Raw genomic sequence first — 26772 nt, 5'->3', positions numbered from 1 at the left:
TCAGGAACTGCGACCCATGACCGTGTTGAAGATGACCGACCTCGATCTGCAAGGTAAGCGCGTACTGATTCGCGAAGACCTCAACGTCCCAGTCAAGGACGGTGTTGTCACCAGCGATGCGCGAATCCTGGCCTCGCTGCCGACCATCAAGCTGGCCCTGGAAAAAGGCGCGGCCGTGATGGTCTGCTCCCACCTGGGTCGCCCGACCGAAGGTGAGTTCTCCGCCGAAAACAGCCTCAAGCCTGTCGCCGAATACCTCAGCAAAGCCCTGGGCCGCAACGTGCCGCTGGTGGCTGACTACCTGGGCGGCGTTGACGTGAAAGCCGGCGACATCGTGTTGTTCGAAAACGTGCGCTTCAACAAGGGCGAGAAAAAGAACAGCGACGAACTGGCCCAGCAATACGCGGCCCTGTGCGACGTGTTCGTGATGGACGCTTTCGGCACCGCACACCGCGCTGAAGGCTCGACCCACGGCGTGGCCAAATTCGCCAAGGTTGCAGCGGCTGGCCCACTGTTGGCGGCTGAACTGGATGCACTGGGCAAAGCCTTGGGCGCTCCGGCGCAACCCATGGCCGCCATCGTTGCCGGTTCCAAGGTTTCCACCAAGCTCGACGTACTCAACAGCCTCAGCACTATCTGCAACCAGTTGATCGTCGGCGGCGGCATTGCCAACACCTTCCTGGCTGCAGCCGGTCACCCGGTGGGCAAGTCCCTCTACGAGCCGGACCTGCTCGACACCGCCCGCGCCATCGCCGCCAAGGTCAGCGTGCCATTGCCGGTGGACGTGGTGGTTGCCAAGGAATTCGCTGAAAGCGCCGAAGCCACCGTCAAGCTGATTGCTGACGTGGCTGCCGACGACATGATCCTGGATATCGGCCCGCAAACTGCAGCGAACTTCGCCGAGCTGTTGAAAGCCTCCCAGACCATTCTGTGGAACGGCCCGGTCGGCGTGTTCGAGTTCGACCAGTTTGGCAACGGCACCAAAGTGCTGGCTAAAGCCATTGCAGAAAGCTCGGCGTTCTCCATCGCCGGCGGCGGTGACACCCTGGCGGCCATCGATAAATATGGCGTTGCTGACCAAATCTCCTACATTTCTACCGGTGGCGGCGCATTCCTTGAATTCGTCGAAGGCAAAGTGTTGCCAGCCGTTGAAGTCCTGGAAACCCGAGCCAAGGGCTGAGGCTCGCGATCAGGAAAAGGAGCATTCCCATGATCAAGTCGTTGGCACTGGTGATCGCAGCGGGCCTGTTGGCCGGCTGCGGCAGCACGCCAAGCGCTGTGCATGAGGCTGAAACGCCAACGCCTGCGCAGAAAAAAAGCTGCTACCAGGCTGACTGGCAAGCCGAGACCATGCCGGTGATCAACAAGCGCATCGGCAACGAGCGGCTCGAGAAATACGACGCCGCGCCCAACGGTCAGGAACAGGGTTGCCCTTGATGGGTCTGATCAACTAACCGACAGCAGTGGCGGCCCTTGGGCCGTCGTTCGAGGATTGGCAATGAAAGGCGTTTTCGCCCTGGCAGCCCTGGCCCTTTTGGCCGGTTGCAGCAGCATGAACATGTTCAACAAGGCAGAACCGGCCGCCGACAAGTGGACCACCTGGACCTGCGACAGCAAGGCCGAGGTCAACTGGCGCTTTGCCAATGCGGCCCGCAACGAGGTGGATGTACGCCTCGGCGGTTCCGATCAGGTGTACCGCCTGAAACAAGACATTGCCGCCTCGGGCGTGCTGTACAGCGACGGCCAGTTGGCGTTTCACACAAAAGGTGAGGAAGGCCTGGTTTACTGGGTCGCCACCGATGATTTGATTGGGCGCGGCTGTAAGGCCCAATAGTGAGCCCAATGAAGATCCAATGTGGGAGCGGGCTTGCTCGCGAAAGCGGTGGTTCAGCAGGCGAATTCGGTAACTGACACACCGCCTTCGCGAGCAAGCCCGCTCCCACAGTAGATCCGGTTCCAACGTGACATGGATTTTGGATCGGACACTGCAATAACGATTCAGCAGCTCAAGCCTTAACCCCTTGATCTGCAATAACTTGAATAGCAGCCGCCGCTACGGCAGGCTTGCACGATTAACGACCCTCTACCGGGAGAGACAACACAATGGCACTTATCAGCATGCGTCAAATGCTGGACCACGCAGCCGAGTTCGGCTACGGCGTCCCAGCTTTTAACGTCAACAACCTTGAGCAGATGCGCGCCATCATGGAAGCCGCTGACAAGACCGACTCCCCCGTGATCGTCCAGGCCTCGGCCGGTGCCCGCAAATACGCCGGTGCACCGTTCCTGCGCCACCTGATCCTCGCCGCTATCGAAGAATTCCCGCACATCCCGGTGTGCATGCACCAGGACCACGGCACTAGCCCTGACGTGTGCCAGCGCTCCATCCAGCTGGGCTTCAGCTCGGTCATGATGGACGGCTCCCTCGGCGAAGACGGCAAGACCCCAACCGACTACGAGTACAACGTACGCGTTACCCAACAAACCGTGGCCATGGCTCACGCCTGCGGCGTGTCGGTTGAAGGCGAGCTGGGCTGCCTGGGTTCCCTGGAAACCGGTATGGCTGGCGAAGAAGACGGCATCGGCGCCGAAGGCGTGCTGGATCACAGCCAAATGCTGACCGACCCGGAAGAAGCCGCTGACTTCGTGAAAAAGACCCAGGTTGATGCCCTGGCCATCGCCATCGGCACCAGCCACGGCGCCTACAAGTTCACCAAGCCGCCTACCGGCGACGTGTTGGCTATCGACCGCATCAAGGAAATCCACAAACGCATCCCGAACACCCACCTGGTGATGCACGGTTCCTCCTCGGTCCCGCAAGAGTGGCTGGCGATCATCAACCAGTACGGCGGCGACATCAAAGAAACCTACGGCGTGCCGGTTGAAGAAATCGTTGAAGGCATCAAGTACGGCGTGCGCAAGGTCAACATCGACACCGACCTGCGTCTGGCATCCACCGGTGCGATGCGTCGCCTGATGGCCACCAACCCAAGCGAATTTGACCCGCGCAAATTCTTCGGCGCTACCGTGACGGCCATGCGTGACGTGTGTATCGCTCGCTACGAAGCGTTCGGTACTGCCGGCAATGCTTCGAAGATCAAGCCGATCTCGCTGGAAGCGATGTACCAGCGTTACCTGAAAGGTGAGTTGAACGCCAAGGTGAACTAAGCCTCAGGCGTTTAAAAAGAAGCCCGCAGTGATGCGGGCTTTTTTGTGGGCGGGATTTGATCAGGCGGCGTCAGGTGTGCCGAAACCCCGGTGTTCGATCACGCAGAACACATCGCTCACATCCTGCACCAGAATGCGTGCAATGTTGGTTACGTTATTCAGGTCGCGCTCGGCGAAGTCCGGCAGGCTGGAGCAGGCCATCAGGTTGAGGTGTTCGAGGGCGGCGTTGAGGCGTTCGCGCAGGCAGGCGTGGAGGTCGGGCAGCGGGGCTTCGCTGTCGATTAACAGCACGGGGGAATCGGTGGCGGTTTCGGTGCACGGGTAGAAGCGGCGGGGCGGTAGTTGGTTCTTCATGGACAATCCTTAACTCGAGAGAAGAATGGCCACCGTTTGCTGCGAAACAAATGAGGTGGCAGCTGTACGCGGGTTCGCAGACCGAGGAGTTAAGACCCGGCAGACCCGAAGGTCTCCCACGCACAGCCGCCATAACAAAGACGGCCGTCGGCGAGAGCCTAGGCTGTTTTTGACGGGTGCGGAATTAACTCTGTAGGGCTGCGAAACCCTATCGCCGATCACTGCCGGCGACGGGGCGAACTATAAGCGGCGATTTGGCTTGTCGCAACGGCCCTGTAGGACGCAGAACCACTGTGGGAGCCGGGCTTGCCCGCGATGGCGGCGTGTCTGGCGCCACAAATGTTGGCTGATACACCGCCATCGCGGGCAAGCCCGGCTCCCACAGTGATTAGTGGTGTGTTTAAACAGCTGAATGACTCAGCGAATAATCCTCGCAACCACAGGAAGCTGCCTACTCGGAGTAAGGCAAATCAGCATTCACTCGTGATCAATATCCAGCTTCGCAAACGTCACCCGCGCGCCTTCCTTGCTGTTGCCACTGTTGTCCTGCACATACACCCCCGCCTTGAAATACAGCTGCTTGGCGCCCCACGCTGCGCCAATGCGCTCGTTCCATTCGCCATCAGCGGCATACACACTGAGCAGCCCGGCCTTGTTGAGGTTGATCACGTAGGTGAAGCTTTTTTCCAGCGGCACATTCGACGCCACGGTGATCACGCGGCCTTCGCCATCGTCCGGGTGCATGCGCACTTTGGCGACGATGTTGCCGGCCTGGGTCTTCTCCTTGAATTGGTATTCGAGCTTGATCAGCGGCTTCTGGCTGTCGTAGGCATGAATTTGCCCGATCACGATCTTGCCGGTGGAGGGCACTTGGTTGACCGTCAGGGTGGCCCGCAAAAAGTTGTCGGCATCCGGGTAGGCCCAGTTTCGCAGGCGCCCGTCGGCGTAGGTTTCGCGCAATTCGCTGCGCGGGTAGATGGCGTTTTCGGTGCGGGTGCCGGTCACGGGGGTCCAGAATTGCACGTTGCTGCCTTCGGCCTGGAAATACTGGTCTTTAAAGCCGCTCAGCAACTTTGGCGTGTTGATGGTCGCGGGCGGTGAGCCGACCGGGATGCTCAGGTTCCAGGTGGAAAGGTCGATCATGGCGTTGGCCTTTTACAGAGGGTGAAAGCTTTAGCCCGGGGGCCTTACAGGTTCTTTATAGGCGGTGATCGTCCGGTTGTTAAACAATTGCTGGCATTTTATTGGCGTCAGAGGAATGCCAAAAAGCCATGTTTCCCATGGTACGGGGGCTGCAGGGCCTTACCGTTAGTCGGCTTCCTGAGCTTTGGCGCAATGATGGCACCCACGTCACTTCTGCTTTTTTAGAACCGGGGCTAGAGTGAGGCCTCAGCGTTTGTCCGGTCTTTTTATCAGAAGTGACCGGTGCAGTTTCTTAAGGAAGAGACGTAGCATGGATTGCGCTCTACAACTCGGCGATGGCAGTTCGGTTCTTCTGGTGGTCGATGACTACCCGGAAAACCTCATCAGCATGCGCGCGCTTTTGCAGCGGGAAGATTGGCGGGTGCTCACCGCAAGCTCAGGCCTGGAGGCGTTGGAGCTGTTGCTCGAACACGACGTGGACCTGGTGCTGCTGGACGTGATGATGCCCGGCATGGACGGATTTGAAGTCGCACGCTTGATGCGCGGCAGCCAGCGCACGCGCATGACGCCGATTATTTTCCTGACGGCCAATGCCCAATCGCCCGCCGCGGTGCTGGAAGGCTATGCCAGCGGCGGGATTGACTACCTGTTCAAGCCCTTCGATCCGAATATCCTCAAGCCCAAAGTCCAGGCCTTGCTGGAGCACCAGCGCAACCGCCGGGCCTTGCAGCGCCTGAGCCATGACCTGGAGTCCGCACGCGCCTTTAATGCCTCGGTGCTCGACAACGCCGCCGAGGGCATTCTGGTGGTGGGCGAGGGCAGTGTGATTCAGTACGCCAACCCGGCCATTTCGCGGCTGCTCAATGCCACGATGGCGGAGTTGCAGGGCGAGAGCTTCCTGAGTTTCCTGCAAAAACCCCATGTGCCCGCCTGGCTCAGCTTCCCGATGTACGAGGCGTACCGCAAGGGCGAAACCTGGCGCCAGCACGACGCCATTTTGCGCACGGGCCGTGGCCAACAGGTGCCGGTGGCGCTGTCCAGTGCTCCGTTGCCCGCCGAACAGAAGGCCATGGTGGTGACGGTGCTGGACATGTCCGAGGTGCGCCACCTGCACCAGCAACTGGAGTTCCAGGCGGTCACCGACCCGTTGACCGGGTTGTTGAACCGGCGCGGGTTCCATCAGGCCGTGGAAAACACTTTGCTGCGCAGCGAACGTAACGAGCACTCGCTGGTGCTGCTGTACCTGGACCTCGACGGGTTCAAACGGGTCAACGATTCGTTGGGCCACGACGCCGGGGACCGGGTGTTGCGCTGGGTCTCGGAGCAGATGCAGGCGTGTTTGCGCTCCTACGACATTCTTGGGCGCATGGGTGGCGATGAATTCACCGCGTTACTGGAGCTGGAATTCCCGGAGCAGGCGGCGAAAATTTCGGAAAAACTGATCGAGCGCGTGTCGGTGTGCCAGCAGGTCGACGGGCTGGATGTGATGCTCGGCGCCAGCATCGGTATTGCGACCTTTCCGGACTGTGGCTCGGACCTCAATGGCCTGCTGCGCGCAGCGGACATCGCCATGTACGAAGCCAAGCGCGCTGGGCGTCAGCAATATCGCTATTACGATCAGGAAATGAACGGCCGCGCCCGCTCGCGCCTGATGCTGGAAGACAGTGTGCGCACCGCCATCCAGAACAAGGACTTCACCCTGGTGTATCAGCCCCAGGTCTCGCTCGACGATGGGCGCTTGCGCGGGGTCGAGGCGCTGTTGCGCTGGCAGCACCCCAGCGTCGGCGACGTGCCGCCGGGGTTGTTTTTGCCGCTGTTGGAGGAGGCGCGGTTGATCAGCCAGTTGAGCGCCTGGATCTACCAGCAAGTCGCGCTCCAGCGCCAGGCCTGGCAAACCACATTTGATGAAGAGCTGGTACTGAGCGTGAGCTTGAGCAGCAGCCAGTTCAACATGCCCAATCTGGCCGCCCAACTGCAGCAGGTACTCGAGCGACATGGGTTGCAGGGTCGGCAACTGGAGGTGGAGATCAGCGAAGACAGCCTGATGAGTAACCTTGAGGAGTCGACCAAGCAGCTCAAGCAACTGCGGCAGATTGGCATCCGTACCGCCCTGGATGACTTTGGTCTGGGGCATTGCTCCCTGGCCCACTTGCGCGACCTGGCGTTCGATACGCTCAAGCTTGACCCGCAATTGGTGGGGCGCCTGCCAGGTTCAGCACGGGATGCGGCCATGGCCCGCAGTATCATTCAGCTGTGCGGCCATTTCGATGTGGTGGTGATCGCCGAAGGCGTTGAAACGCACGAGCAGGCCCGCTGGCTCAAGGCCAATGGTTGCTCGTTTGTTCAGGGACCCTGGGCGGCGCAGCCGTTGAGGCCCGAGGAATTGCTCGCCTGGTCGCACCCCCGTCTGCTTTGAATTCGCTACACTGGCGCCCATTCGAACCCTGTTGCAGACCCCATGACCGCGCTGAAATACCTCCAGGCTTACCCCGCAGCGCTCCAGGAGCAAGTGCGCCAACTGATCGCCAAGGACCAGTTGGGCGCTTACCTGGAGCAGCGTTACCCCGAGCGCCATGGCGTACAGAGCGACAAGGCGCTATACAGCTACGCCCTGGCCCTGAAGCAGGAACACCTGCGCAACGCGCCGGCCATCGACAAGGTGCTGTTCGATAACCGCCTGGACCTGACCCATCGCGCCCTCGGCTTGCACTCCACGATCTCGCGGGTGCAGGGCGGTAATCTCAAATCCAAGAAAGAGATTCGCATCGCCTCTCTGTTCAAGGAGGCGGCGCCGGAGTTTTTGCGCATGATCGTGGTGCACGAGCTGGCGCACTTCAAGGAATCGGACCACAACAAGGCCTTCTACAAACTCTGCGAATACATGATGCCCGGCTACCACCAGGTGGAATTTGACCTGCGGGTGTACCTCACGTATCGCGACTTGCAGGGCAAGCCCTAACCTCAGCAGGCGACCCACCATGGATGTGAGCAAGACCAAAAGCAGTTTCTACCGCCGCCTGTATGTGGCGTATTTGATTGATAGCCAGTTGGCCAGCAGCGTACCCGCCTTGACCGACGCCACCGGCATGCCCCGGCGCACGGCGCAGGACACGATTGCGGCGCTGGCTGACCTGGACATTGTGTGTGAGTTCGAGCAGGAAGACGGTGCCCGCAACCATGCGGGGCATTATCGGATTCGCAGCTGGGGGGCGATTGATCGCGGGTGGATTGAGGCGAATCTGGTGGTGATCAAGCAGGTGTTGGGTTACCCGTGATTCATGGGGTGATCGGGCTGACGCCATCGCAGGCAAGCCAGCTCCCACATTTTTGACCGTGTGAGCCCGATCCAGTGTGGGAGCTGGCTTGCCTGCGATGAGGCCCTCAAGCCCGACGCATTCCGATATGTGGAATGTCATCCTCCAGGTATTCCTCACCCGCCACCAAAAACCCATACCGCCCGTAATATCCCTGCAAATGCGCCTGGGCTGACAGAAAGATCGGCATCTGCGGCCAGATATCGTCTATCTGCTTGAGGGCTTCTTCCATCATCTGATGCCCCAACCCGGTGCCGCGCGCCACCGGTGCCACGATCACCCGGCCCACCACCACATCGCCGCCCTGAGTCTCCGGGTCCAGCAGGCGCAGATACGCCACCAGTTCATCGTTTTGCCAAGCCATCAGGTGATGGGTGTCGCCCGACAGGTCCTGCCCGTCGAGATCCTGATAAACGCATTTCTGTTCGACGACGAACACCTCGTTGCGCAGACGCAAAATGGCGTAAAGCTGCTCTTTGCCAAGGTCATCGTGATGTTTGCAGACCCATTCAACGGTCATGGTGTGCTCTCTTGTGATGTCTGTGCCGATAGTAAGCGTGACGGGCATTCCTGTCTAAATTGAGCATTTTTGTGAATGCCGTCAATTTGCCATCATTCAATCCGATCGGCGCCGGCTTCTTTGTGTAATCTCCAGTGCAAGCTCATTGATGAGCTACTGTTATCAGGCCATCGCCTGCCCGCCAAGGACCTTGAGCATGCCGCGATTCTCTCGTGCCGTTGCTTTGATCGCAGTGTTATTGCTGGCCCAGCCCGCTCTGGCACAACGCTTGCGCCTGGTTGCGGATGCCTGGCCACCCTTTACCGACTCCACGTTGGTGAATGGCGGGTTGGCCACCGATATCGTCACCACTGCCCTGGGCCGGGCGGGGTATGCCAGTGACTTCGAGCAAGTGCCGTGGGCGCGCGCGCTGATGGGTGTTGGCGATGGCCGCTATGACGTGCTGATCAATGCCTGGTACGACGATGCCCGCACGCAGTTGGGGCAGTTTTCCGAAGAATACCTGCTCAACCGCGTGCGTTTTATCAAGCGCCGCGACGACCCCATCGACTATACAAACCTTGCGCAACTGCACGACGAGTCCATTGCCGTGGTGCGCGGCTATGCGTATTCGGCGCCCTTTGATCAGGACACGCAGTTGAACAAAATCCCGGTGCATAACTTCGCCATGGCCGTGCGTATGCTGGCGGCGCAGCGCGTTCGGCTGACGTTGGAGGATGAATATGTTGCGCGGTATTACCTGGCGCGTGAGTCGCCCCGGGTGCGCAATTCTGTGGAGTTTTTGGACAAGCCGTTGAGTGAAAACAGCCTGCATATTCTGGTCAGCCTGAAGAACCCCGAGCATGCGCAGATCGTGGCCAGTTTTGACCGGGAGATTGAGAAGATGAAGGCGGATGGGAGTTATGCGCGGTTGATGAAGGCGCATGGGATGTAGGGTTCTTCAGGGCCCCATCGCAGGCAAGCTCCCACACTTGAAGGTATTCACAATTCAAACTGTGGGAGCTGGCTTGCCTGCGAGCGATTCAAGCCTCGCCGGTATCCTTGATCAAATGCGCCGCCAGCGTACGCAACGGCCCCAACTGCCGGCAAATCAACGCCAACTGCGTCTGCACCAACCGCTGCCCTTCATCGATCTCATCCGGCATCTGCTCAAGGTCTGCCGCCAGTGCTTCTTCGGCATCACTCTGAATCGCGATCGGCTGCTTGTTCGCCAGCCCCGTGGCGATTTCATCGATGCTCGCCGCCAGGGAATTACCGGCGCCATCGATCAAATGCTCACGCACTTCAGCCGGCAATTGCGTTTCGCGGTGTGCACCCAGCCCTGACAAATAACTGAGCAACGTGTGCGAGAGCACCAGGAAGCGAAAGCCCACATCCGCCTCTTTGCGAAAGTGCCCCGGCTCCATCAGCATGTTCGCCAGGGTGGTGGACAGCGCTGCATCCGCGTTATGCGCGTTGCGCCGCGCCAGGCGGTAAGCGAGGTCGTCGCTTTTGCCGGCGGCGTATTGCTGCATGATCTGGCGCAGATAGATGCTGTTGCAGGTCAGGGTGTTGGCCAGCACCTTGTTCAGGCGGCGGCCTTGCCAGTCCGGCAGGAACAGGAATACCGCCAGGCCTGCGATCAGGCTGCCGAGCAAGGTATCGAACAGGCGCGGCAAGAACAGCCCGTAACCGTCGCCCACCTGGTTGAAGCAGAACAACACCATCAAGGTGATTGCCGCCGTCGCCAGGGTGTAGCGCGTGGTGCGGTTGATAAAGAACACCAGGCCGGCGGCGATGGCGAACATTGATTGCACCAGCGGGTTGGGGAACAGATCGAATAACGCCCAGGCCACGGTCAGGCCGATGGCGGTGCCGACGATCCGCTGGCCAAGCTTGCGCCGCGTGGCGCCGTAGTTGGGCTGGCATACAAAAAGGGTGGTGAGGATGATCCAGTAGCCTTGGGACGGGTGGATCAAGTGCACCATCCAATAGCCAATCATCAGCGCCAGCGGCAGGCGCAGGGCGTGGCGGAACAGCAAGGACGTCGGTGTCAGTTGAGTACGCAGGCGCGTCCACATTTCACTGAGGTTACGGGGTGCGCGGTCCAGCAGGCTGCTGTCGGTGGCATCGGCCAGGGCGTCGGGGTTGCTCGCGTCACCCAGCAAGCGGTCGAGTGTGGACAGGTTGGCCGCCAGGGCGCGCAACGAGCGCAGCAGACCGCGCCAGGCGGGGTTGCTCTGGATGCGCAGGTGTTCCAGCGAGGCGTTCAGGTCGCCCAGGGCTTCGGCGAAGCTGTCGTCATAAATGAACGGTTGGCGCAGCTGGATCGATTCGGCGAGGGTCTGACAGGCCTTGCCTTGCTGGCGCAACAGGCGCTGGCAGCGGAACAGCACGTCGCTGTGGAAGAAGGCTTCGGTCAGCGCGTTGTAAGGATAGTGCGACGAGCTGGCGCGCTCGTGGATGTCCTGGGCGAGGAAGTACAGCTTCAAGTAGCGGCTGACTTTCGAGCCCGGTCGGCCATTGCCCACGCGGTGCAGGATGATTTCCTTCGCCGCATTCAGCGCCGCCACGACCCGGCCATTCTGCTTGGCCAGCTCCAGGCGGCGTGCTTCCACGTCCAGCAGGCGGATGGGTTCAAACAGCGACGACTTGAGCTTGAGGTAACGCCCTAATTCGCGAAACAACCGCGCCAGGCTCTGCTGCACCGGCTGGTTGGAAAACAGTGCCTGCCACAGCACCGACAGCACGCCATACCAGGCGGCACCGGCTACCAGCAGCAGCGGCTCGTGCCAGAAATCGGTAACGGCGCCGCCGCGCTGGTCCACGCCGATCATGGTGTAGACCGACAGAATCAGCGTCGCTGAAGCAATGGCGCCATAGCGCTCGCCCAGCGCGCCGAGCATCGTCAGGCAGAAGCTGGCCAGCGCCAGGGCAATCGCGAAAATCCAGGGGTAAGGGAACAGCAACTCCACCGACAGCGCGGCGACGCTGAAACACACCAGCGTCACCGCCAGGGCATTGAGACGGCCTTGCCAACTGTCATCGGTCTCGGCCAGGGCGCTGGCGATAATCCCCAGGAACAGCGGGATCAGCAGCGTCATTTCATCCTGATACCAGCACAGCGCCATGCTGCCGGTGAGGGCGATGAATACCCGTACGCTGTAACTGAATTTATCCAGCGCCCACAGGCGCCGCATGGACTGCTTGAACGAGGTCGATGACATGAAGTCTGGAGTCTTCCGGGACGATGCCGCTAAATTGAGCCATCAGTGACGTCACGGCAAGCCTGGGAATCACAAATACTGGATGATCGTTCCCACGCTCTGCGTGGGAATGCCGCCATGGACGCTCTGCGTCCGCTCTTGGGACGCGGAGCGTCCCGGGATGCATGCCCACGCGGAGCGTGGGAACGATCAATCCGAGTGTGTCAGGCGTATTGGGCGGCGGCGTAGCCTGAGGCCCACGCCCACTGAAAATTGAACCCGCCCAGGTGACCGGTCACATCTAGCACTTCGCCAATAAAGTACAACCCCGGGCTTTTCAGCGATTCCATGGTCTTGGATGACACTTCGCGCGTATCCACCCCGCCCAGCGTCACTTCGGCGGTGCGATAGCCTTCAGTGCCCGCCGGTACCAATTGCCAGCTACCCAGTTTCTGCGCGATATCAGCGATTTCGGCGTGGGTGTACTGCTTCATCGGCTTGGACATAAACCAGGTGTCCGCCAGCAGGTTGGCCATTTTCTTGGTGAAAATCTCGCCCAGCAGGGTTTTCAGCTCACTGTTCGGGCGCTCGGCCTGTTGCTGTTGCAGCCAGTCGTGGGCGTCGTGGTCGGGCAGCAGGTTGATCTCCACCGTGTCGCCGGTTTCCCAGTAAGAGGAAATCTGCAGGATCGCCGGGCCGCTGAGGCCGCGGTGGGTAAACAGGATGTTCTCGCGAAAGCTCTGGTCGTTGCAGCTGACCAGGCAATCCACGGAGGTGCCGGACAACTCGCCGCACATATCCTTGAGCTGGTCGGTGATGGTGAACGGCACCAACCCTGCGCGGGTCGGCAGCAGTTCGTGGCCGAACTGTTTGGCAACCTGGTAACCAAAACCGGTGGCGCCCAGGGTCGGTATCGACAGCCCGCCCGTGGCGATCACCAGGGACTCGCAGCGCAACTCACCCAACGTGGTCTGCAACTGATAGCCACCTTCGACTTTGGCGATTTCTTCGATCGAAGTGTCCAGGTGCAGGCTCACGCCGGTCTGGATGCACTCGTCGAGCAGCATGCCGAGGATGTCGCTGGACTTGTTGTCGCAGAACAGCTGGCCGAGTTTCTTCTCGTGGTACGGCACGCCGTGCTTGGCCACCAGCCCGATGAAGTCCCACTGGGTGTAGCGCGCCAGGGCGGACTTGCAGAAATGCGCGTTGTGCGAGAGGAAGTTGGCGGGCTCGGTGTACATGTTGGTGAAATTGCAGCGGCCACCGCCCGACATCAGGATCTTCTTGCCGGCCTTGTTGGCGTGGTCGATCAACATCACTTTGCGCCCACGCCCGGCGGCGGTCAGTGCGCACATCAAGCCTGCGGCGCCGGCGCCAATGATCACAACTTCGGTCGAGCGCAAAACGGTGTCCTCATGTTCATCAGATCGTTCCCACGCTCTGCGTGGGAATGCCGCCATGGACGCTCTGCGTCCGCTTTGTGACGCGGAGCGTCACGGTATGCATTCCCACGCAGAGCGTGGGAACGATCAGGGTCAGAGGATACGCACGCGCAACGAGCGGCCTTTGATCTTGCCGTCGTTCAAACGCTGCAACGCCTGCTTGGCGATCCCGCGTTCCACGGCCACGAAGGCCTGGAAATCAAAGATCGCAATCTTGCCCACCTGGGCACCCGGAATACCGGCATCACCGGTCAATGCGCCGAGGATGTCGCCCGGGCGAACCTTGTCTTTACGGCCGGCAGCGATGCACAGGGTGCTCATCTGCGGCAGCAGAGGCCCACCGCTTTGCGGCTTGAGGTTGTCCAGTTGGTCCCAGTTCAGCGGCGACTTCTGCAGTTGCTCGATGGCTTGGGCGCGGTGCGCTTCGGACGGCGCGACCAGGCTGATAGCAATGCCAGTCTCACCGGCGCGGCCGGTACGGCCTACGCGGTGAATGTGGATTTCCGAGTCGCGGGCCAGTTCGACGTTGATCACCATGTCCAGCGAGTCAATGTCCAGGCCGCGTGCCGCAACGTCAGTGGCAACCAGTACCGAGGTGCTGCGGTTGGCGAACATGGCCAGTACCTGGTCGCGGTCGCGCTGTTCCAGGTCGCCATGCAGGCCGACGGCGGAAATGCCTTTGGAGGTCAGGTGATCCACGGTTTCCTGCACTTGCTGCTTGGTAAAGCAGAACGCTACGCAGGAGGCCGGGCGGAAGTGCGCCAGCACCTTGGTCACGGCGTCCATGCGCTCTTCCGGCGAGATTTCGTAGAAACGCTGCTCGATCTGGTCGTCGGAGTGGAATGCTTCAGCTTTGACTTGCTGCGGCGCACGCATGAATTTTGAGGCCAACTGCTTGATGCTCACCGGGTAAGTGGCCGAGAACAGCAGGGTCTGGCGGCGCGGCGGGGTCTTGCTGATGATGTCTTCGATAGCGTCGTAGAAGCCCATGTCGAGCATGCGGTCGGCTTCGTCGAGGATCAGCGTGTTCAAACCGTCGAGTACCAGCGAACCCTTGCGCAGGTGCTGCTGGATGCGGCCCGGGGTGCCGACGATGACGTGGGCGCCGTGTTCCAGCGAGGCGATCTGCGGGCCGAGGGACACGCCGCCGCACAGGGTCAACACCTTGATGTTATCTTCGGCACGCGCCAGACGGCGGATTTCCTTGGCAACCTGGTCGGCCAGCTCACGGGTCGGGCACATCACCAGCGCCTGGCAACCGAAGTAGCGCGGGTTGATCGGGTTTAACAGGCCGATGCCGAAGGCGGCGGTCTTGCCGCTGCCGGTCTTGGCCTGGGCAATCAGGTCCAGCCCCTTGAGGATCACCGGCAAGCTTTGCGCCTGGATCTGCGTCATCTCGACATAACCCAGCGAGTCGAGGTTAGCCAGCATGGCGGCGGACAGGGGCAAAGTATTAAAAGCGGTGGCGATGGTAGTCACGGGACTGGCTCTGCAAAACAAAATGTCGCGCAGTGTACCAGTCCTGTGGGATTTTCCCCGCAAGTTCTAGACGAGAAGCCTGTTAATGCTCGATATCGTGCTCGCGGCTGACCGCCCGTTTGCCATCGGTGGGCGACAGTTGCAGGAAGATTGCCGCCGCCAGCATCGCCATGATGCCCACGGTGAGGAAGGTCAACTGGAACGCGCCGAGCACCGTGCTCACGCCGTCGTTGCCCGCTTCAGCGGTAAAGCCGCCGAGCAGCGCACCGGCGCAGGCCACGCCCAGGCTCAGGGACAATTGCGCCACCACCGACAGCAAGCTGTTGCCGCTGCTGGCCTGGGCGTCGTCGAGGTCGATCAGGGTCACGGTGTTCATCGCGGTAAATTGCAGCGAGTTGATCGCCCCCAGCACCGCCAGCATGCACAGCAGCAGCGGGTAGGGCGTGTGCTCGCTGACCAGGCCCATGCTGGCGAGCATGATGCCGAGGAACAGGGTGTTGCCGGTCAGCACTACGCGGTAGCCCAGGCGCTCAATCAGCGTGCGCGCGATGGATTTGGCAAACATCGCCGCCGCCGCCAGCGGCAACATGCTCATCCCTGCTTCGGAGGGTGAGTAGCCCAGCGCCACCTGCAGCAGCAGTGGCACTAGAAACGGCAGGGCGCCGCTGCCCAGCCGCGCGAACAGGTTGCCGAGGATGCCCACGGCAAAAGTGCGGGTTTTGAACAGCACCGGCGAAAACAGCGGGTTGTCGATATGCCCGGCGCGCAGCCAATACGCCGCCAGGCACGCCAGCCCGCCGAACAGCAGCAACATCACCCGCAGGTGCGGCAGGTGCAGTTCGCCCAGGCCTTCCATGGCGATGGTGATCAGCACCATCGCTGCGCCAAACAGCAAAAAACCCACGCTATCAAAGCGCGTGCGCTCACTGCCGCGCAGGTCGGGGATGAGTTTCCACACGGCGTAGCAGCCGATCATGCCCACTGGCAGGTTGATCAGGAAGATCCAGTGCCAGGTCAGGTATTGCACCATCCAGCCGCCCATGGTCGGGCCGAGCAACGGGCCGAGCAGGCCGGGAATGGTGATAAAACCCATGATGCGCACCAGTTCGGAGCGCGGGTAAGCCCGTAGCACCACGAGCCGCCCGACCGGCAGCATCAACGCGCCGCCCAGGCCCTGGATCACCCGCGCGCCCACCAGCATGGTCAAGCTGCTGGACAGCGCGCACAGCAGCGAGCCGATGGTGAACAGCATGATCGCGCCAAAGAAGATCTTCTTGGTGCCGAAGCGGTCGGCGACCCAGCCCGAGGCCGGGATGAGCAAAGCGACGGTGAGCATGTAGGCGATCACCACCCCCTGCATGCGCAGCGGGTTTTCCGCAAGGTCCCGGGCCATGGCCGGCAATGCCGTGTTCAGAATCGTCCCATCCAGCGATTGCATGAAGAAGGCAATCGCTACCACCCAGGGCAACCAGCGGGCGGTCTTGGCATCGAGCGGGACGCGATTCGGCATGGAGAACCTTTTTGTTAGCAGGCTATGTGTCGGCGATTATGCGCCATCCATCGCTCCTTTTCCCACAGTCGGTTCGTCTAAATCTGACAACTTTGCGTGCTTGCCCACCAGAAAATCCAACAGCGCCCGGTGCACCGACAATGCCGCTTCGCGTGACTCCAGATCGAGCAGGTGGCCGGTCTGTTCGGCGACGGCAAACGTGCTGCGGCCCACGTACTCTTTGAACCGCTGGGCGTCAGCGGCGGGGGTGTAGTCGTCGAGCGTGCCGTTGAGGAAATGCACCGGTGTTTCAATCTGCTTGAGCGCCGGCAGGTAGTTACCATCGCCCAGGCCCAGCACCTGGTGGATATGAAAACGCGCCTGGCGGTACTCGGTGGTGGCCATGTTCGACAGGTGCCGGTGGTTATTGCGCTTGAGGCGCGGCGACAGGTATTTGCCCACCGTCTCGTTGAGCAAATGGCCGACGGCAGACTTGTCGTCGGCCTCGATCAGCACGCGTACGCGTTCTACGTAATCAAGCATGGCCTTGTTCAGGTTGGGCGCCAGGGCCATCACCACCGAGCTTTCGATGGAAGGCGGGTTGTGGGCGAGGGTCAGCAGGGTGGAGATGCCGCCCCAGGAGGCCGACACCAGGTGGTTGACCTGGAAGCGCTCCACCAGCGCGCGGAGCATTTGCACCTCGTCGTCCTTGGTCACCAGGTCGAGGTCGGTGTTGTGCTCGCGGGAATAGCCGGAGAACGGCAAGTCGAACAGCAGCACATTGAAGTGTTCGGCCAGGCACTTACTGGTGCGGGCAAATGAGCGGGTGGTGGACAGTGCCCCATTGACCAGCAGGACGGTTTTCCTGTTCGGGTCGTTGCCCAGTCTTTCGATGTGAACGTTGTAGTGCTTGAACAGCCTTTCAATGACAAAACTTCCATGGTTCATGTCAACGCTCCAGCTTGCCCTATCCTGAGCAAGGTCGTGCACACGCGCATGCACGTGGGTGAGATGGCGGGATGCCACTAACCGTTATAGCGAGGTTTTTTACAGGCGACAACTGGCCTTGTACGCAGGCAGAGAAGTAGAGAAAGGGCGGTAGGACTGGGAGGAACAACGATGTATGAATGCGGCGAGAACCCCTGTGGGAGCGGGCTTGCTCGCGAAGGCGGTGCATCAGTTAACAGATCCATGATCGTTCCCACGCTCCGCGTGGGAATGCTGTCCTGGACGCTCCGCGTCCCGAAATCGGCGGGTAGTTAAAGTCCTGCGCTAGGTGACGCAGAGCGTCTCAGGATGCATTCCCACGCAGAGCGTGGGAACGATCGGTAACACACAAGCAGGTTTGTGTGTTTACAAAGTGAGTGTGAGGCGTTTTACCAACGCGCCCGGCAACAAGTTCGAGGCCGTATTGCGCTGGCTATACGTACTCGCCGACAACAACAGTTCCCGCTCAGCCGTCAGCGCTTCCAGTTGTGAACCGAGCAGGCTGTAAACGCTGTCATCAAAGCGCATGGTGCTGACCGGCGCCTTGATCTCGCCGTCTTCCACCCAGAACGTGGCGAAGCGCGTCATGCCGGTCAGGCGGGCGGCGGGCAGGTCGGAGTAGTTCAGGTACCACAGGTTGCTGATGTACAGCCCGGTGCCGAGTGCCTTGAGAATATCCGCCTGGGCCAAATTGCCCGCCGCCACTTGCAGGGCGCTGGGAGATTCATCGCTGCTGGCGCCGTTGGTGCTCAGCCCGTACTCAGCGGCGCTGCGCGAGTTGATCAACTGGCCCTCGGCCTTGCCCGCCTTGATCAGCGTGACGTCACCGCGTGGGTAGCCTTCGGTGGAAAACCCCTGGCTCAGGGAACCGCTGATCTGTTCGCTGACGGTCACCAGCGGGCTCAACGACTGCTCACCCGCGTACAGCTTTTGCAGGGAGCTGCCTTTGCTGGCGATGGCCTGGGCGGAAAAACCACCCCAGGTGATGATGCTGAAAATTTCTTCCAGCGCCGCCGGGGCGAGGTAGGCGCGGTATTGGCCCGGCGCCAGTGTGTGCAGCGGGCGGCCGAGGAATTCCAGCTGTTCGCGCGCCTGCTGGAAGCGTGCGGCGAACTCGGTGCTGTCCCAGGTGTGCCCGGCGTAGCTGGCTTTTACCGCCTCGCCGTTGGCGTGGAACAGGCTGAAATCGAAGTTGAAGCTGTTCGCGCGGTGCCATCCGAATGCGCCGTCCGAGCTGGCAAAACCACGGGTGATCGGGCCTGCGGCGTAGAAACCGACCATGTCCACGCCGTCGGCGGCGCGGCTGATGTCTTCCAGCACCTGAGCCAGTTCCGGCAACGGCCGGGTCTGTTCATTATTACTTTGCCAGGCGCTGTGGTTCAGCAGCAGGTACGGGTCCCGTGGCAGCAACGGCAAGGTTTCGCGCAGTTGTTGCAGGCCGTCGGCGAGGCGTTGGCGGTCCAGTTCCGGCTCGCCGGAGAGGGTAATGCCGAGGTCGGCGTGGCGGCCGTCGTCGATCAGTTTCAGGTTGAGACTGGCCTGTTGCACCTGCCCGGCCTGACGCACCTGAGCGTGGTTGAAACGCACGAATTCGGACGCTTCATCGGCGTAGCCCAGCTGAAACTCTTCCTTGTCGGTGACGGCGTGCTTGAGCCATTCCACCAGTGCCTTGAAGTTGTTCATCAGGCATCTCCCCCAAATACGTCGACGTTACTGAACACACAGGCCGGCGAGGCATGGCCCACGCGGATCACCTGGTTCGGCTCGCCCTTGCCGCAGTTCGGCGTGCCCAACACCTTGAAAGTGCTGGCGTCGCCGACGGCGCTGAGGTTGCGCCAGAATTGCGCGGAAATCGCACGGTAGTTCGGGTTTTTCACCACGCCCTTGAGCTCGCCGTTTTCAATCAACTGGCCCCATTCGCAGCCGAACTGGAATTTATTGCGCGCATCGTCGATGGACCACGAGCGGTTGGTCGACATCAGAATGCCGTTTTCGATACCGCCCACCAGTTGCGCCAGGCTCTTGTCGCCGGCCTCGATATTCAGGTTGGCCATGCGATCGATCGGCGGGCGGTTCCAACTGCTGGCGCGGCTGTTCGCTACGCCGCTCATGCCCGAGCGAAATTGCGACAGCGCGCCGCCCAGCGGTTTGAGCAACAGCCCTTCGCGGATCAGGAACTGCTTGCTGGCGGCCGTGCCTTCGTCGTCATGGCCGTAGCTCGCAAGTTGTTCGGGAATGTCCGGGTCGAAGGTCACATTGAGCAAGGGCGAGCCGTATTGCAGGTGGCCGAAGTCGCTGGCCTTCACAAAACTGGTGCCGGCGTAGTTGCGCTCGTCACCGAGGATGCGGTCGAGTTCCAGCGGGTGGCCGATGGATTCGTGGATCTGCAGGATCATCTGGTCGGGCATCAACAGCAGGTCGCGCGGGCCGTTCGGCGTGTTCGGCGCGAGCAGCAGTTGCAGGGCTTCGTCGGCAATACGCGGCGCAGCGCCCACCAGGCCGAAACGGTTGATCACCTCAAAGCCGCCTTGCTGGCCGAAGTTGCTGCCGCCCAGGGTGCGAGTCTGGCTGTCATTGCCGTCGTAGGCGGTGACGTTAACGCCGGGGAACACAAAACGCTGGGCCTGGCGCAGTTCGGCGCCGGCACTGTTGAGGTAGATCTGTTCGACGTGGGTCAGGCCCAGGCTGACTTCCCAATTCACCAGGCGCTCGTCTTTGGGCACGGCGGCGGATTCGCTGCCGAGCAATTGGTAGCAGTCGCTCAAGGAAGGGAAGGGCTGGTCGAGGTCGGGCGACAGGTAGTCGGCGACGTCGCTGGACACGTGCTGCGTCTGCAGGTCGAGTAGCGCGTGAGGTTTGATCAGCCGGGCTTGCGTTTCGGCGCGCTCAAGGGCGGCTTGCAGGCCGGCCAGGGAAATGTCGTTGGTCGCGGCGTAGGCTTCCACGCCGTTGAGACGCACGGTGAGCATCGCGCCTTCGTCGTGGTTCAGGTGGGGCGGTTCGGCGACGTTTTTGCGTACGGCCAGGTAGTGGCCTGATTCGCGCACGTAACGCAGCGAGAAGAATTCGGCACGGGTGCGCAGGGCGCTGAAGTGCTGTTTGAGTGTGGCGTGTTTGTCGAACATGGGGCCTTCCTTGTGGGCGGCTCGTCGCGGGCAGGCAGACAGAGTAGCTGATCAAGGAGGGATTTTGCATTGGCTTGTCGGGCCTCATCGCGGGCAAGCCCGCTCCCACATTTTGAAGGTGTTCACACATCAAATGTGGGAGCTGGCTTGCCTGCGATGGGAGCGCAGCGGTGTTTCAGTTACTGCGCAATTTCCCGCATCGGCTTGCCACGCACGGGCGCATCGCCTGCCACGTAGTAGTCGGCGGTGCTGCGCGGCAGCGGCTGGCGGCCACGGATCTTGTCGGCGATTTTCTCGGCGATCATGATCGTTGGCGCGTTCAGGTTGCCGGTGGTGATGATCGGCATGATCGACGCATCCACAACGCGCAGACCCTGCATGCCATGCACGCGGCCTTCGCCATCCACAACGGCCATGTCGTCGGTGCCCATCTTGCACGAGCAGGACGGGTGGAACGCGGTTTCGGCGTGCTCGCGGATGAACTTGTCCAGCTGCTCATCGGTTTGCACTTCAATGCCCGGGCTGATTTCGCGGCCTCGGTACTGGTCCAGCGCCGGCTGCTGCATGATTTCACGGGTCAGGCGGATGCCATCGCGGAATTCCTGCCAGTCCTGCTCGGTGGCCATGTAGTTGAAGAGGATGCTCGGGTAGTCCCGTGGGTTCTTCGACTTCAACTGGATGCGACCACGGCTCGGAGAACGCATGGAACCCATGTGCGCCTGGAAACCGTGCTCTTTTACACCGTTGCTGCCGTTGTAGTTAATCGCGACCGGCAGGAAGTGGTACTGGATGTTCGGCCAATCGAATTCTTCACGGGTACGAATGAAACCGCCCGCTTCGAACTGGTTGCTGGCGCCGATGCCGGTGCCGTTGAACAGCCATTCGGCACCGATCGCAGGCTGGTTGTACCAGAGCAGCGAGGGGTACAGCGACACCGGTTGGGTGCAGGCGTATTGCAGGTACAGCTCAAGGTGATCCTGCAGGTTTTCGCCGACGCCGGGCAGGTCGTGGACCACCGGGATGTCGAGGCTTTCCAGCAGTTTCGCCGGGCCAACGCCGGAGCGTTGCAGCAGTTGCGGCGAGGCGACTGCGCCGCTGCACACCAATACTTCCTTGCGCGCGCGGGCTTCAACGCGTTCTTCTGCATCACCCACCAGGTAACGCACACCCACAGCACGCTTGCCTTCGAACAAGACTTTGTCGGTCAGGGCATGGGTGACGATGGTCAGGGTCGAACGCTTTTTAGCCGTGTCCAGGTAACCGCGTGCGGTGCTGGCGCGACGGCCGTTTGGCGTGACGGTGCGGTCCATCGGGCCGAAGCCTTCTTGCTGGTAGCCGTTCAAGTCTTCGGTGCGCGGGTAACCGGCCTGTACGCCTGCTTCAACCATCGCGTGGAACAGCGGGTTGTTGCCGGCTTTGGGCGTGGTCACGCTGACCGGGCCATCGCCGCCGTGCCAATCATTCGGGCCGATGTCGCGGGTTTCGGCTTTGCGGAAATACGGCAGGCAGTCCAGGTAGGTCCAGTTTTCCAGACCCGGCAGTTTCGACCAGTTGTCGTAGTCCATGGCGTTGCCACGGATGTAGCACATGCCGTTGATCAGCGAAGAACCACCGAGGCCCTTGCCGCGACCGCATTCCATCCGGCGGCCGTCCATGTGTGGCTCTGGATCGGTTTCGTAGGCCCAGTTGTAGCGGCGGCCTTGCAACGGGAACGCCAGGGCGGCTGGCATTTGCGTGCGGAAGTCGAGACGGTAGTCAGGGCCGCCGGCTTCCAGCAGCAGAACGGTGACGCCTTCGTCTTCGGTCAGACGGGTCGCCAGGGTGTTACCGGCGGAGCCGGCACCCACAATGATGTAGTCGTATTCTTGGGACATGAAATGCACCCTCTTTGGAGATGACTCCGGTCGCTGTTGTGGCGAGGGGGCTTGTCCCCCGTTCGGCTGCGAAGCAGTCGTAAGATCAGCGATAGAGATTTATCTGAAAATTTGCGGTGTCTGGAATGGGGCTGCTTCGCAGCCCAACGCGGGGCAAGCCCGCTCGCCACATTGGCCACTCCAGACTTCAGGTTCTTAGAACACCGAGGCGTAGTCGCCCAGCTCAACCTGTACCGATTTGATGCGGGTGAAGTTGTTCAGCGAGCTGATGCCGTTCTCACGGCCAACACCCGATTGCTTGTAGCCGCCGACCGGCATTTTCGCGTCGGACTCGCCCCAGGCGTTGATCCAGCAAATACCTGCTTCCAGCTGATGAATCACGCGGTGAGCGCGGTTCAGGTCTTTGGTGACCAGGCCAGCAGCCAGGCCGAAGTCGGTGTCGTTGGCGCGGCGGATCACTTCTTCTTCGGTTTCATAGGTGAGGATGCTCATCACCGGGCCAAAGATTTCTTCACGGACGATGGTCATTTCGTCGGTGCAGTCGGTGAACACGGTCGGGGCCACGAAGGCGCCTTTGGCGAACTCGCCGTCGGTCAGGCGGTCGCCGCCGCACAGGACGCGGGCGCCTTCTTCCTTACCTTTGGCGATGTAACCCAGCACGCTTTCCATGTGGGCAAAGCTGACCAGCGGGCCGAAGTTGGTGTTCTCGTCTTGCGGGTCGCCAACGCGAATGCGCGCAACACGCTCGGCGATCTTGGCTTCAAAGGCCGCTTGCAGGTGCTTGGGCACGAACACGCGAGTGCCGTTGGTGCAGACCTGACCGGAGCTGTAGAAGTTGGCCATCATCGCGATGTCGGCGGCGCGGTCGAGGTCGGCGTCGTCGAAAATGATCAGCGGGGACTTGCCGCCCAGTTCCATGGTCACTTCTTTGAGCGAGGAGCTCGACGCGCTGGCCATGACTTTCTTGCCGGTGTCGGTGCCGCCGGTGAAGGAGACTTTCTCGATGCGCGGGTGCTCGGTCAGCCAGGTGCCGACTTCACGGCCGCTGCCGGTCAATACGTTGAACACGCCATCCGGAACGCCGGCTGCGGTGTAGATCTCGGCCAGTTTCAGGGTGGTCAGCGAAGTGACTTCGCTGGGCTTGAAGATCATCGCGTTACCGGCAGCCAGGGCCGGTGCGGATTTCCACAGGGCGATCTGGATCGGGTAGTTCCACGCGCCGATACCGGCGACCACGCCCAGCGGCTCGCGGCGGGTGTAGACGAAGGAGGTGTCGCGCAGTGGGATCTGCTCGCCTTCAATGGCTGGCACCAGGCCTGCGTAGTATTCCAGCACGTCAGCGCCGGTGACGATGTCGACGTATTGGGTTTCGGAGAAGGCTTTGCCGGTGTCCAGGGTTTCCAGCGCGGCCAGCTCATCGTTGCGCTCGCGCAGGATGTCGACGGCACGGCGCAGGATGCGCGAACGCTCCATGGCGGTCATCGCGGCCCAGATTTTCTGGCCCTTTTCAGCGCTGACCACGGCACGTTCAACGTCTTCTTTCGTAGCGCGTTGCACTTGGGCGAGAACTTCACCGTTAGCCGGGTTGATGGCTTCGAAGGTGGCATCGCTGCCAGCGTCGCTGTAGCCGCCGTCAATGTAGAGTTTTTGCAGTTCGAAACGGGCCATAAAGTCCTCGCAAGTGCATAAGTGGTTGGCGTTAACCGCCGAAAAGTGGGCCATAAGGGTCTGGCAACACTGAGCGACAGCAGTTCAGGGGTTGAGCGGTTATGTGTGCTCTAACTCACCTGCTTGGCCAATTGGAAATCCATGTATTCGTAAGCGATCCGTTGCGCCTGCTCCGTGTCGAAAGCGTCTCCCGACAGGGCGCCGCGCAACCACAAACCGTCGATCAAAGCTGCCAGGCCCCGGGCTGCGCTGCGTGCATCTTCAAGCGGCAGCACACGGCGGAACTGGCAGCACAGGTTGGAATACAGACGGTGATCGTTGATCCGCTGCAACCTGTGCAAAGACGGGTGGTGCATGCTGGTGGCCCAGAAGGCCAGCCAGGTTTTCATTGCCGGGCCGTTGACCTGGCTCGCGTCGAAGTTGCCGCCGATGATCACCTGCAGGTGGGCACGGGGGCTGTCGTCCTTCAACGCGTGCCTGCGTTCGTGGACGTTCTCGATCAGCACATTCATCAAGTACCGCATCGTCGCGGCGATCAGGCCGTTCTTGTCCTGAAAGTAGTGACTGATGATGCCGTTCGAAACGCCGGCCAAACGGGCGATCAGCGCAATGCTGGCATCCCCCATTCCGACCTGATCGATGGCCGTCAAGGTGGCTTCGATCAACTGCTGGCGGCGTATGGGTTGCATACCGACCTTGGGCATGTAGCACCTCTCCTTAGGCCTGCCGATGGGCGATGAACGTCCGTCGGCTTGAGGGCCAGTCTATTTTGTTTTGATTGAACGTTCAATCAACAAAGAATAAGCTCTGCGACAAATGGTCGCTGCCTACGGATATTTCCTACCCGTGAGCAGCGACCTATGACACCTGCAAAACCCTTGAACAGCCCGAGCCATGGCTTTGGCGGGGTTCAGGAATTTTCGGGGTGTCTTTATAACACCCGTCCGTCGACTGCCGAAAAATCGATGTCCCGGGATAACCGTTGCCTTGTGTTTCTCTCTCGCACTGCCCGGAGCATCTGCGCCATGAGTTCTGCCTCTCTTATAAAGACCCCGCCGGAAAAGGTGCGGGTCAACGGTTGGGTGTTTTACACCTCCACCGCGCTGATTCTGTTGTTGACTGCCATTCTGATCATCGCCCCGCAGGAGGCCGGGCGCATGCTCGGTGTCGCCCAGGCGTGGCTCTCGAAAAGCTTTGGCTGGTACTACATGGTGGTCATCGCCGCTTACCTGGTGTTCGTGGTGGGCCTGGCGTTTTCGTCCTACGGTAAATTGAAACTGGGCAGCAAGGACGACACCCCGGACTTCAGCTACGGCGCCTGGGCCGGCATGTTGTTCTCGTCCGGCATCGGTATTTCGCTGCTGTACTTCGGCGCCTCCGAGCCGCTGGACCACTACTTCAACCCGCCCGAAGGCGCCGCCGCCAGCAATGGTGCGGCGCGTCAGGCGTTGCAGCTGACCTTCCTGCATTGGGGCCTGCACGGCTGGGCGATCTATGCGCTGGTCGGCCTCGCTGTGGCGTATTTCGCGTACCGCCATAACCAGCCGCTGGCCCTGCGTTCGGCACTCTACCCGCTGGTGGGCGAGCGCTGGGTGAAAGGTGCGGCCGGCCACGCAGTGGACGGTTTCGGCATGTTCGTGACGCTGCTGGGCCTGGTGACCAACCTGGGGATTGGCTCGATGCAAGTGTCGTCGGGCCTTGAAAACCTGTTCGGCATGGCGCACAGCAATACCAACCTGCTGATCGTGATCATCGTGATGAGCACCGTGGCGACCATCGCCGCCGTGTCGGGTGTGGAGAATGGCATTCGCCGCCTGTCCAACCTCAACATCGTGCTGTTCAGCGGTTTGCTGATTTTCGTGCTGCTGTTCGGCCCGACCTTGCACCTGCTTAACGGCCTGGTGCAGAACACCGGCGATTACCTCAACGGCATCGTGCTGAAAACCTTCGACCTCTATGTGTACGAAGGCGACGCCGACAAAACCGAACGCTGGATGGGCCTGTGGACCCTGTTCTACTGGGCGTGGTGGATTTCCTGGGCGCCATTTGTGGGCATGTTCATCGCGCGTATTTCCCGTGGTCGCACCGTGCGTGAACTGGTGGCGGGCGTGCTGCTGATTCCGCTGGGCTTCACCCTGGCGTGGTTGTCGATCTTCGGTAACTCGGCGCTGGACCTGGTGCTGAACCACGGTGCCGTGGAGTTGGGCAAGACGGCGCTGGAACAACCGTCCATGGCCATCTACCAATTGCTTGAGCATTACCCGGCGTCGAAAATCGTGATCGGCGTGTCGATCTTCGTGGGATTTGTGCTGTTCCTGACCCCGGCGGATTCCGGCGCGGTGATGATGGCCAACCTTTCCTGCAAAGGCGGCAACGTGGACGAAGACGCGCCGCACTGGCTGCGGATCTTCTGGTCGGCGGTGATCACGCTGGTGACCATCGGCCTGCTGTTTGCCGGCAACTTCGAAGCCATGCAAACCATGGTGGTGCTGGCGGGGCTGCCGTTCTCGGTGGTGCTGATTCTGTTCATGTTCGGTTTGCACAAGGCCATGCGCCAGGACGTCGCAATCGAACAGGAGCAGGCGCAATTGGCCGAGCGTGGCCGTCGTGGTTTCAGCGAGCGGTTGACCGCGCTGGACCTGCAACCGAGCCTGGGCACTGTGCAGCGTTTTATGGACAAGCACGTTACGCCTGCGCTGGAAGAAGCGGCGGTTGCGTTGCGCGATCAGGGCCTGGAAGTGCAGACCTTGCTCGGCAAATCCAAGCGCTGCATTGGTGTGCGCATCGAGATGGAGGAGGGCAACCCGTTTGTCTATGAAGTGAGCCTGGATGCTTACTCGTCGGCGCCGAGCGACCTGCCCGAAGAAGAGCGCACCCGCTACTACCGTGCCGAGGTTTACCTGCACAACGGGCCTCAGGAGTACGACCTGATGGGCTTTGCCCAGGAACAGATTACCCGGGACGTGCTCGATCAGTTTGAAAGCCATCGGCAGCTCCTTGGCCGTGTCTATAGCTGATGGTTGA

The 26772-nt window shown here is 61.0% G+C and carries 22 protein-coding genes; 9 read left to right on the top strand and 13 right to left on the bottom strand.

Annotated features, from left to right (window positions below):
• Positions 1-16 precede the first annotated feature (16 nt).
• The 4 genes from BFW87_RS08990 (at position 17) to fba (ending at position 3168) form a co-directional block, all read left to right on the top strand.
• The gene (locus BFW87_RS08990; protein WP_078739516.1) at positions 17-1180 is read left to right on the top strand and encodes a phosphoglycerate kinase; all 1164 of its coding nucleotides are present in this window, start codon (positions 17-19) and stop codon (positions 1178-1180) included.
• A gap of 29 nt (positions 1181-1209) precedes the next feature.
• Positions 1210-1437, top strand: coding sequence for a hypothetical protein (locus BFW87_RS08985; protein ID WP_078739515.1), 228 nt, complete (start codon positions 1210-1212; stop codon positions 1435-1437).
• Between the two features lie 61 nt (positions 1438-1498).
• Entirely contained in the window at positions 1499-1834 is a 336-nt protein-coding gene (locus BFW87_RS08980) for an MliC family protein (RefSeq protein ID WP_078739514.1), read from the top strand.
• Positions 1835-2103: 269 nt separating this feature from the next.
• On the top strand, positions 2104-3168 hold the full coding sequence (fba, locus tag BFW87_RS08975; RefSeq protein ID WP_003177554.1) for a class II fructose-bisphosphate aldolase: 1065 nt from the start codon (positions 2104-2106) through the stop codon (positions 3166-3168).
• Positions 3169-3228: 60 nt separating this feature from the next.
• On the opposite strand, the gene BFW87_RS08970 is transcribed toward fba, so the two are convergent.
• Together BFW87_RS08970 and BFW87_RS08965 are read right to left on the bottom strand one after the other, a co-directional pair.
• Positions 3229-3522 (bottom strand): fructose-bisphosphate aldolase, encoded by a 294-nt coding sequence (locus BFW87_RS08970; RefSeq protein WP_078739513.1) that lies wholly within the window; start codon positions 3520-3522, stop codon positions 3229-3231.
• Positions 3523-3999: 477 nt separating this feature from the next.
• Positions 4000-4665: a polysaccharide lyase family 7 protein gene (locus BFW87_RS08965; protein WP_078739512.1), complete on the bottom strand. Its 666-nt coding sequence runs from the start codon at positions 4663-4665 to the stop codon at positions 4000-4002.
• A gap of 310 nt (positions 4666-4975) precedes the next feature.
• Here BFW87_RS08965 and BFW87_RS08960 point away from each other — a divergent pair, with 310 nt between their 5' ends.
• Genes BFW87_RS08960 through BFW87_RS08950 form a run of 3 tightly spaced genes read left to right on the top strand, consistent with a single transcriptional unit; the run spans position 4976 to position 7940 of the window.
• Complete coding sequence (locus BFW87_RS08960) at positions 4976-7081, top strand: putative bifunctional diguanylate cyclase/phosphodiesterase (RefSeq protein ID WP_078739511.1); 2106 nt, start codon at positions 4976-4978, stop codon at positions 7079-7081.
• 42 nt (positions 7082-7123) lie between these two features.
• A complete protein-coding gene (locus BFW87_RS08955; RefSeq protein WP_078739510.1) occupies positions 7124-7624 on the top strand; it encodes a M48 metallopeptidase family protein in 501 nt (166 codons plus the stop codon).
• Positions 7625-7643: 19 nt separating this feature from the next.
• Positions 7644-7940 carry a winged helix-turn-helix domain-containing protein gene (locus BFW87_RS08950; protein WP_078739509.1) on the top strand — a complete coding sequence of 99 codons (297 nt, stop codon included), beginning with the start codon at positions 7644-7646 and terminating at the stop codon, positions 7938-7940.
• A gap of 106 nt (positions 7941-8046) precedes the next feature.
• Here the strand turns inward: BFW87_RS08950 and BFW87_RS08945 are convergent, their stop codons facing one another.
• On the bottom strand, positions 8047-8499 hold the full coding sequence (locus BFW87_RS08945; protein ID WP_078739508.1) for a GNAT family N-acetyltransferase: 453 nt from the start codon (positions 8497-8499) through the stop codon (positions 8047-8049).
• A 196-nt stretch (positions 8500-8695) separates the two neighbouring features.
• Here BFW87_RS08945 and BFW87_RS08940 point away from each other — a divergent pair, with 196 nt between their 5' ends.
• Positions 8696-9433 (top strand): substrate-binding periplasmic protein, encoded by a 738-nt coding sequence (locus BFW87_RS08940; RefSeq protein ID WP_078739507.1) that lies wholly within the window; start codon positions 8696-8698, stop codon positions 9431-9433.
• An 88-nt stretch (positions 9434-9521) separates the two neighbouring features.
• On the opposite strand, the gene yccS is transcribed toward BFW87_RS08940, so the two are convergent.
• The 10 genes from yccS to betI form a co-directional block, all read right to left on the bottom strand.
• On the bottom strand, positions 9522-11705 hold the full coding sequence (gene yccS / locus BFW87_RS08935; RefSeq protein WP_078739506.1) for a YccS family putative transporter: 2184 nt from the start codon (positions 11703-11705) through the stop codon (positions 9522-9524).
• 203 nt (positions 11706-11908) lie between these two features.
• On the bottom strand, positions 11909-13087 hold the full coding sequence (locus tag BFW87_RS08930; protein WP_078739505.1) for an NAD(P)/FAD-dependent oxidoreductase: 1179 nt from the start codon (positions 13085-13087) through the stop codon (positions 11909-11911).
• Between the two features lie 132 nt (positions 13088-13219).
• Complete coding sequence (gene dbpA / locus BFW87_RS08925) at positions 13220-14557, bottom strand: ATP-dependent RNA helicase DbpA (protein ID WP_231999012.1); 1338 nt, start codon at positions 14555-14557, stop codon at positions 13220-13222.
• Positions 14558-14687: 130 nt separating this feature from the next.
• Positions 14688-16115 (bottom strand): multidrug transporter subunit MdtD, encoded by a 1428-nt coding sequence (mdtD, locus tag BFW87_RS08920; RefSeq protein WP_078739504.1) that lies wholly within the window; start codon positions 16113-16115, stop codon positions 14688-14690.
• A gap of 36 nt (positions 16116-16151) precedes the next feature.
• Entirely contained in the window at positions 16152-17042 is an 891-nt protein-coding gene (locus BFW87_RS08915) for an alpha/beta fold hydrolase (RefSeq protein ID WP_078739503.1), read from the bottom strand.
• A gap of 405 nt (positions 17043-17447) precedes the next feature.
• Positions 17448-18764: a TldD/PmbA family protein gene (locus BFW87_RS08910; protein ID WP_078739502.1), complete on the bottom strand. Its 1317-nt coding sequence runs from the start codon at positions 18762-18764 to the stop codon at positions 17448-17450.
• Positions 18764-20206 (bottom strand): TldD/PmbA family protein, encoded by a 1443-nt coding sequence (locus BFW87_RS08905; RefSeq protein ID WP_078739501.1) that lies wholly within the window; start codon positions 20204-20206, stop codon positions 18764-18766. The genes BFW87_RS08910 and BFW87_RS08905 overlap by 1 nt, the downstream gene beginning before the upstream one ends.
• 179 nt (positions 20207-20385) lie before the next feature.
• Positions 20386-22080, bottom strand: coding sequence for a choline dehydrogenase (gene betA / locus BFW87_RS08900; protein ID WP_078739500.1), 1695 nt, complete (start codon positions 22078-22080; stop codon positions 20386-20388).
• Between the two features lie 195 nt (positions 22081-22275).
• A complete protein-coding gene (betB, locus tag BFW87_RS08895) occupies positions 22276-23748 on the bottom strand; it encodes a betaine-aldehyde dehydrogenase (protein ID WP_078739499.1) in 1473 nt (490 codons plus the stop codon).
• Positions 23749-23858: 110 nt separating this feature from the next.
• Complete coding sequence (gene betI / locus BFW87_RS08890) at positions 23859-24452, bottom strand: transcriptional regulator BetI (protein WP_078739498.1); 594 nt, start codon at positions 24450-24452, stop codon at positions 23859-23861.
• 378 nt (positions 24453-24830) lie between these two features.
• Here betI and BFW87_RS08885 point away from each other — a divergent pair, with 378 nt between their 5' ends.
• Complete coding sequence (locus BFW87_RS08885) at positions 24831-26765, top strand: BCCT family transporter (RefSeq protein ID WP_254865872.1); 1935 nt, start codon at positions 24831-24833, stop codon at positions 26763-26765.
• Positions 26766-26772 lie beyond the last annotated feature (7 nt).

Origin of the sequence: Pseudomonas fluorescens, assembly GCF_002022275.1 — a bacterium.
Taxonomy (GTDB): domain Bacteria; phylum Pseudomonadota; class Gammaproteobacteria; order Pseudomonadales; family Pseudomonadaceae; genus Aquipseudomonas; species Aquipseudomonas fluorescens_AJ.
The sequence above is the reverse complement of the archived record's forward strand: the minus strand, read 5'-3'. Positions and strand labels throughout refer to the sequence as shown.